Source organism: Mesorhizobium sp. M1E.F.Ca.ET.041.01.1.1 (assembly GCF_003997355.1).
Taxonomy (GTDB): Bacteria; Pseudomonadota; Alphaproteobacteria; order Rhizobiales; family Rhizobiaceae; genus Mesorhizobium.
Map to the genome: position 1 here is coordinate 1 of NZ_RZSL01000305.1, position 7,448 is coordinate 7,448.

The 7,448-nt window shown below is 65.0% G+C and carries 7 protein-coding genes and 1 pseudogene; all 8 read right to left on the bottom strand.

The genetic code is table 11. The features are described 5' to 3' along the window. The coding region (nuoK, locus tag EOA38_RS22310; protein ID WP_127300270.1) for an NADH-quinone oxidoreductase subunit NuoK at positions 1 to 249 on the bottom strand (249 nt) is incomplete at its 3' end. A 1-nt stretch (position 250) separates the two neighbouring features. Beyond that, complete coding sequence (locus EOA38_RS22315; protein WP_126093209.1) at positions 251 to 871, bottom strand: NADH-quinone oxidoreductase subunit J; 621 nt, start codon at positions 869 to 871, stop codon at positions 251 to 253. A 126-nt stretch (positions 872 to 997) separates the two neighbouring features. Then, positions 998 to 1,489 (bottom strand): NADH-quinone oxidoreductase subunit NuoI, encoded by a 492-nt coding sequence (gene nuoI, locus EOA38_RS22320; protein ID WP_066998784.1) that lies wholly within the window; start codon positions 1,487 to 1,489, stop codon positions 998 to 1,000. Further along, entirely contained in the window at positions 1,489 to 2,532 is a 1,044-nt protein-coding gene (gene nuoH, locus EOA38_RS22325) for an NADH-quinone oxidoreductase subunit NuoH (RefSeq protein ID WP_126093208.1), read from the bottom strand. The genes nuoI and nuoH overlap by 1 nt, the downstream gene beginning before the upstream one ends. Positions 2,533 to 2,534: 2 nt before the next feature. Beyond that, positions 2,535 to 4,616 (bottom strand): NADH-quinone oxidoreductase subunit NuoG, encoded by a 2,082-nt coding sequence (nuoG, locus tag EOA38_RS22330; RefSeq protein ID WP_127300271.1) that lies wholly within the window; start codon positions 4,614 to 4,616, stop codon positions 2,535 to 2,537. Between the two features lie 74 nt (positions 4,617 to 4,690). Continuing rightward, positions 4,691 to 5,374 carry an NADH-ubiquinone dehydrogenase gene (locus EOA38_RS22335; protein WP_126093206.1) on the bottom strand — a complete coding sequence of 228 codons (684 nt, stop codon included), beginning with the start codon at positions 5,372 to 5,374 and terminating at the stop codon, positions 4,691 to 4,693. A 74-nt stretch (positions 5,375 to 5,448) separates the two neighbouring features. Then, positions 5,449 to 6,753, bottom strand: coding sequence for an NADH-quinone oxidoreductase subunit NuoF (gene nuoF / locus EOA38_RS22340; RefSeq protein WP_127300272.1), 1,305 nt, complete (start codon positions 6,751 to 6,753; stop codon positions 5,449 to 5,451). Positions 6,754 to 6,763: 10 nt separating this feature from the next. Beyond that, positions 6,764 to 7,448 (bottom strand): annotated as a pseudogene (locus EOA38_RS22345) (NADH-quinone oxidoreductase subunit E); the annotation flags it as partial.

Below are 7,448 nucleotides of genomic sequence, written 5' to 3' on the forward strand. Positions count from 1 at the left end.
ACCTCGTCGGACAGGTGTTCGCCCTGTTCGTGCTGCCGCGACCGTCAGCACGAACAGGGCGAACACCTGTCCGACGAGGTCATGCATCGCCGCCGAGAAGGCGACGAAGTTGATGTTGACCGCGAGCAGGATCAGCTCGATCGACATCAGGATGACGATGATGTTGCGGCGGTTCAAAAAGATGCCGAACACGCCGAGCGTGAACAGGATCGCCGATACGGTCAGATAATGCGCGATGCCGACGACCATCTCAGATACCCTCGCCCGACTTGACCTTGCGGATTTCCATGCCCGTCGCCGGCGTGCGGCCGACCTGGGCAGCGATCGACTGCCGCTTGACGCCAGGCTTGTGGCGCAGCGTCAGCACGATAGCGCCGATCATGGCGACCAGGAGCACGAGGCCGGCGATCTGGAAGTAATAGAGGTAGTCCGTGTAGAGGATGTCGCCGAGCGCGGCCGTGTTGGAGCGCGTGGCGAGGTCCGGCGTTGCCTTCGCCACCGTCGAGGCAAGCTCAGGCGCGAAGCTGTAGCCGCCGAGCACGATGATCAGCTCAGCCGCCAGGATCAGCCCGACCAGCGCGCCGATCGGCGCGTATTGCAGCGCGCCCTGCTTCATCTCGGCAAAGTCGACGTCGAGCATCATGACGACGAACAGGAACAGCACCATCACCGCGCCGACATAGACGACGAGCAGGATCATCGCCAGGAACTCGGCGCCGGTCAGCATGAACAGGCCCGCGGCATTGAAGAAGGTGAGGATCAGGAACAGCACCGAATGCACGGGGTTGCGCGACGAAATGACCATGAAGGCCGACGCCACGGCAATAAAGGCGAAGAGGTAGAAAAAGACCGCCTCTAGTCCACTCAGCATGGGGTTCCCCCGGGTTCCTGTCCGAACACTGGGCTTAGCGCCCCTGCTCGATATCGCCGCCGCCTCCGGCTGGCAAAGTTGGTGTTCCATTAGACGAGGCTCTTCGCCCCGTCCATGCGTCAAATGTCAGCGATAGGGCGCGTCCAGCGCGATGTTGCGCGCCAGTTCCCGCTCCCAGCGATCGCCGTTCGCGAGCAGCTTTTCCTTGTTGTAGTAAAGCTCCTCGCGCGTCTCGGTCGCGAATTCGAAATTCGGCCCCTCGACGATCGCGTCGACCGGGCAGGCTTCCTGGCAGAAACCGCAATAGATGCACTTCACCATGTCGATGTCGTAGCGCACGGTGCGGCGCGTGCCGTCGTTGCGGCGCGGGCCGGCCTCGATGGTGATCGCCTGCGCCGGGCAGATCGCTTCGCAGAGCTTGCAGGCGATGCAGCGTTCCTCGCCGTTGGGATAGCGGCGCAGCGCGTGTTCGCCACGAAAGCGCGGGCTGGTCGGCCCCTTCTCGTGCGGATAGTTGATCGTCTCCTTCGGCGCCACGAACTGGCGCATCGACAGGAAGAAAGCGCTGACGAAATCCTTCAGCAGCAGGGCCTTTGCGGCTTGGGCAAGAGCGGACATCACGCAAATCCCGTGATCTTGAGGAAGGCGGCGGTGGCTACCACCATGAACAGCGAGATCGGCAGGAAGACCTTCCAGCCCAGCCGCATCAGCTGGTCGTAGCGGTAGCGCGGCACGAACGCCTTCACCATCGAGAACATGAAGAACACCAGGCAGACCTTGAGCACGAACCAGATCAATCCCGGCACCCAGGTGAAGGGCGCGAAGTTGAACGGTGGCAGCCAGCCGCCGAGGAAGAGGATGGTGGCCAGTGCGCACATCAGAACGACGGCGACGTACTCGCCCAGGAAGAAGAGCAGGAACGGCGTCGACGAATATTCAACCATGTGGCCGGCGACGAGTTCCGATTCCGCCTCCACCAGATCGAACGGCGGACGGTTCGTCTCGGCCAGCGCCGAGATGAAGAAGACGATGAACATCGGGAACAGCGACAGCCAGTGCCAGTCGAGGAAGGTGTTGGGCAGGCCGAGCCGCGTGCCCAGCCCATCCTGTTGCGCCAGCACGATGTCGGAGAGGTTGAGCGAGCCGACTGTGAGCAGAACGGTGACGATGACGAAGCCGATCGAGACCTCGTAGGACACCATCTGCGCGGCCGAGCGCAACGCGCCGAGGAACGGATATTTCGAGTTGGACGCCCAGCCGCCCATGATCACGCCATAGACTTCGAGCGAGGAGATGGCGAAGACATAGAGGATGCCGACATTGATGTTGGCGATCGCCCAGCCCTCATTGACCGGAATAACGGCCCAGGCCGAGATCGCCAGCACCGCCGACACCAGCGGCGCGAGCAGGAAGACGCCCTTGTTGGCGCCGGACGGGATCACCGGCTCCTTGAACACGAATTTCAAAAGGTCGGCGAAGGCCTGCAGCGTTCCCCAGGGGCCTACGACGTTCGGGCCGCGGCGCAGTTGCACCGCCGCCCAGATCTTGCGGTCGGCATAGAGCACATAGGCCACGAAGATCAGAAGAACGACGATCAGCGCCACCGATTTCAGAAGGATCAGCAGCGCCGGCAGCACGTAGAAGGAGAAGAAGGTGTCCATGCTTATTCCGCCGCCTGCTTGAAGCCGCTCTTGGCCAGCGCCGAGCATTCGGCCATCACGGCCGAGGCCCGCGCGATCGGGTTGGTCAGATAAAAATCCTTCACCGGCGAGGTGAAGGTGCCCTTGTTCAGCCGGCCGCTGAGCTTCGCCGCCTTGGCGATGTCGTCGGCGCTGCCGGGCAGAACCTGATCGATACGGGCGAGATGCGGGTGCTCGCCATAGAGCTTGGCGCGCAGCTGCGCCAGCGAATCGAACGGCAGCTTCTTGCCGAGCACGTCCGAAAGCGCCCTCAGGATCGCCCAGTCCTCGCGCGCCTCGCCCGGCGCGAAGCCGGCACGGTTGGTCTGCTGCACGCGGCCTTCCGTGTTGACATAGGTGCCCGACTTTTCGGTATAGGCCGCGCCCGGCAGGATGACGTTGGCGCGGTGCGCGCCGGCATCGCCATGCGTGCCGATATAGACGACGAAGGCGCCGCCGGTCTTGGCCATATCGATCTCGTCGGCGCCAAGCAGGAACAGAAGATCCGTCTCGCCGAGCATGCCGGCGACGTTCTTGCCGCCCTCGCCCGGCACGAAGCCGACATCGAGGCCGCCGACTCTGGCCGCGGCGTTGTGGAGCACCGCGAAGCCGTTCCAGTCGGCCGTCACGGCCTCAACGGCCGTGGCGAGCTTGGCCGCCTGGCCGAGCACCGCCGCGCCATCGGCGCGCGCCAGCGCGCCCTGGCCGACGATGATCAGCGGATGCGTCGCCTTCTTCAGCACCTCGAAGAACTTGCCGTTGCCGTCGGCCAGGTCCTTCAGCGATTCGGGGCCGGCGCCGAGCAGTTCGTAGTCGTAGCGCGTGTCACCGATCTCTCCGATGACGCCGATCGGCAGATTGCCGACGCGCCAGCGCTTGCGGATGCGCGCGTTGAGCACCGAGGCCTCGAAGCGGGGATTGGCGCCGATGATCAGCACCGCGTCGGCCTGCTCGATGCCCTCGATGGTCGGGTTGAAGATGTAGCTGGCGCGGCCGAGCGACGGATCGAGCGCTGCGCCATCCTGGCGGCAGTCGATGTTCTTCGAGCCGAGCGCTGCCATCAGAAGCTTGAGCGCGTAGATTTCCTCGACCGCAGCGAGGTCGCCGGCAATCGCCCCGATCCGCTCGGGCGCCGTCTTCGAAACCTCGTCCTTGATGGCTACAAACGCTTCTGCCCAGCTTGCCGGGACGAGCTTGCCGTTCTTACGCACATAGGGGCGATCGAGGCGCTGCGTGCGCAGGCCATCCCAGATGAAGCGGGTCTTGTCGGAGATCCACTCCTCGTTCACCGCTTCGTTGACGCGCGGCAGGATGCGCATCACTTCACGGCCCCGGGAGTCGACGCGGATCGCCGAGCCGACGGCGTCCATGACATCGATCGATTCCGTCTTGGTGAGCTCCCATGGCCGCGCCTGGAAGGCGAACGGCTTGGAGGTCAGCGCGCCGACCGGGCAGAGATCGATGACGTTGCCCTGCAGCTCGGACGTCATCGCCTGCTCGAGATAGGTGGTGATCTCGGCATCCTCGCCGCGGCCGATCAGGCCAAGCTCGGAAATGCCGGCGACCTCGGTGGTGAAGCGGACGCAGCGCGTGCAATGGATGCAGCGGTTCATCACCGTCTTGACCAGCGGGCCGATATATTTGTCTTCGACCGCGCGCTTGTTCTCGTGATAGCGCGACGAATCGACGCCGAAGGCCATCGCCTGGTCCTGCAGGTCGCACTCGCCGCCCTGGTCGCAGATCGGGCAATCCAGCGGATGGTTGATCAGCAGGAACTCCATCACGCCTTCGCGGGCCTTCTTGACCATCGGCGTGTTGGTGAAGATCTCCGGCGGCTCGCCATTCGGGCCGGGGCGCAGGTCGCGCACACCCATGGCGCAGGAGGCTTGCGGCTTGGGCGGACCGCCCTTCACCTCGATCAGGCACATACGGCAGTTGCCGGCGATCGACAGCCGCTCGTGGAAGCAGAAGCGCGGCACTTCCGCGCCGGCGTCCTCGGCCGCCTGCAGCAGCGTGTAGTGGTCGGGTACCGTAATCTCTTTCCCGTCGACCTTGAGCTTTGCCATTCGCCTCGAACCCTCGCGGATTTCCCGCAATCTCTCTTTCCGGGCGCGACTGATGCCGCGCCCGGCATTTCATTTCACTTCTTCGCGGCCAGCGCCGCCGCCTGGGCAGCCCAGTCGTCGCGACCGATACGGCCGGCGAGCGACAGGTAATCCTCGACCCAGGCGATCTCTTCCGACGTCCAGGCGGCGATCTGGCCATAGGTCCAGATGCCGAGGCCGTTCAGCACTTTCTCGAGCTTCGGCCCGATGCCGGAAATCGCCTTCAGGTCAGATGGCTTCGCCGGCTTGTCGATCGCCTTCGGCTGCCGGAAGTCTTCCGGCATCAGCCCGGTCGCGGCCGCTTCGGCAACCGTGTCGGTGCCTGTCGCGTCGAGGGCCTTCTCGGTGGCGTTAGCCGCGATGTCGGTCACGTCCCTGGCGAAAGTCTGCGCCTCGGCGATCAGCGTCTCGGCCGCCTTGCGCGCCTTGGACGAGTTGTTGGCGGCTTCCGTCCGCGCCTCGAGATCGTCGAGAAACGGCTGGAACATGCGCTGCGAGGCTTCGATCGCGCCGGAGACCGCGCCCATCCAGACGCCAAGCGCGTGGTTGGCAAGACCGATGCCGAGCGCCGACATCGCCGCCGCACCCGCGACGGGATGCGCCATGAGGTTGACGGCGCTGGCCATCTCGCTCGGCATCATCTTGGTCAGATCCTGGTTCATCTTCTCGAGTTGGTCCAAATAGGGCATCAGCGGGTAGGCTATCGAATACGGCGCCATAGACATCTCCTGGTCGTTTCTTCGTACGCCCGCCCCTGCTTTTCCGTCCCGGGCAACGCCCGTCTTCACAAATTCTATTCCGCCGCCACCATGACCGGCTCGACCCGGTGCGCGTTGCGCGAAAACTCGTCGATGCGGCGTTCCACCTCGCCGCGGAAATGCCGCATCAGGCCCTGGATGGGCCAGGCCGCTGCGTCGCCCAGCGCGCAGATCGTGTGGCCCTCGACCTGCTTGGTGACGTCGAGCAGCATGTCGATCTCGCGCTTCTGCGCCTCGCCGCGCACCAGCCGCTCCATCACCCGCCACATCCAGCCAGTGCCTTCGCGGCACGGCGTGCACTGGCCGCAGCTTTCATGCTTGTAGAAGTAGGACAGCCTGGCGATCGCCTTCACCACGTCGGTCGACTTGTCCATGACGATGACAGCCGCCGTGCCGAGGCCGGATTTGAGGTCGCGCAGCGCGTCGAAATCCATCGGCGCGTCGATGATCTGCTCGGCCGGAACCAGCGGCACCGAAGCGCCGCCCGGGATGACCGCGAGCAGATTGTCCCAGCCGCCGCGAATGCCGCCGCAATGCGTCTCGATCAGCTCGCGGAACGGGATCGACATCGCCTCTTCGAAGGTGCACGGATTGTTGACGTGACCGGAGACGCAGAACAGCTTGGTGCCGGCATTGTTCGGCCGGCCGAAAGACGAGAACCAGGCAGCGCCGCGGCGCAGGATGGTCGGTGCCACGGCGATCGATTCGACGTTGTTGACGGTCGTCGGGCAACCATAAAGGCCGACATTGGCCGGGAATGGCGGCTTCAGCCGCGGCTGGCCCTTCTTGCCTTCGAGGCTTTCGAGCAGCGCCGTCTCCTCGCCGCAGATATAGGCGCCGGCGCCATGGTGCATGTAGACGTCGAAGTCGTAGCCGGATGTGTTGTTCTTGCCGATGAGCTTGGCCGCGTAAGCCTCGTCGATGGCGCGCTGCAGCGCCTCGCGCTCGCGGATGAACTCGCCGCGCACATAGATGTAGGCGGCGATCGCGCCCATGGCGAAGCCGGCGACCAGCGCGCCCTCGACCAGCGTGTGCGGGTCATTGCGCAGGATGTCGCGGTCCTTGCAGGTGCCAGGCTCGGATTCGTCGGCATTGATGACGAGATAGCTCGGGCGGCCGTCGCTCTGCTTGGGCATGAACGACCATTTCAGGCCGGTCGGGAAACCGGCGCCGCCGCGGCCGCGCAGGCCGCTTGCCTTCATCTCGTTGATGATCCAGTCGCGCCCCTTGGCGATGAGGCCCGGCGTGTCGTCCCAGAGGCCGCGCGCCTGCGCTCCGGCCAACGACTTGTCGAACAAGCCGTAGATGTTGGTGAAGATGCGGTCTTTGTCCTGAAGCATTTCTCGTCCCTCAGACCGGCTTCTTGCCGAAGACGCGGATGTACTCGGCGACGCCTCCCTTGGCGAGCGCCTTGGCCTGCTTCACCCAGTCGTCGCGCTCGATGCGGCCACGGAAATTGAGATAGCCGTCGACCCATTCGCGCTCTGCCTTCTTCCACGAGGCGACCTGCGCGAAGGTGTAGATGCCAAGCGAATGCAAGGTGCCTTCGATCTTCGGACCGACGCCGGAGATCAGCTTGAGATCGTCGACAGCTGCCGGGCGCTCGATGCCGGCCGGACGGTTCCTGTCCTCGAGCGAGGGCTTGCCCGTCTTTGATCTGGCATCTGCCTTGGCGGCGGGCTGCTTGGCTTCCGGCGACTTGAAGGCGGAAGCCGGTTCGGCCTTGGCAATCGGCCCGCTGCGCGGCTTCGAAACCGCTTCGACTTCCGGAGAGGCCTGGTTGGCGTTGGCCGCCGAATGGCGTGGCGCCCTGACGCTCGCAGCCTTCTCGGCGGCGGGCGAGACTTTCACCGGCGACGGCGTCGTCAGCGCCGGGCTGGTCTCGGGCGCATCGGTCTTCGGCTTGCTGGATTTCGAAGGCGCGACCGGGCCGGAAGGCGCCGGCGCGGCGGGCGCCTGAGACACGACGGCGGCTGGCGCCGCAGCCGGTGCCGCGGCAGCGGCTTCCCTGGCCGCCTTCGCGGCAGCCTTGGCT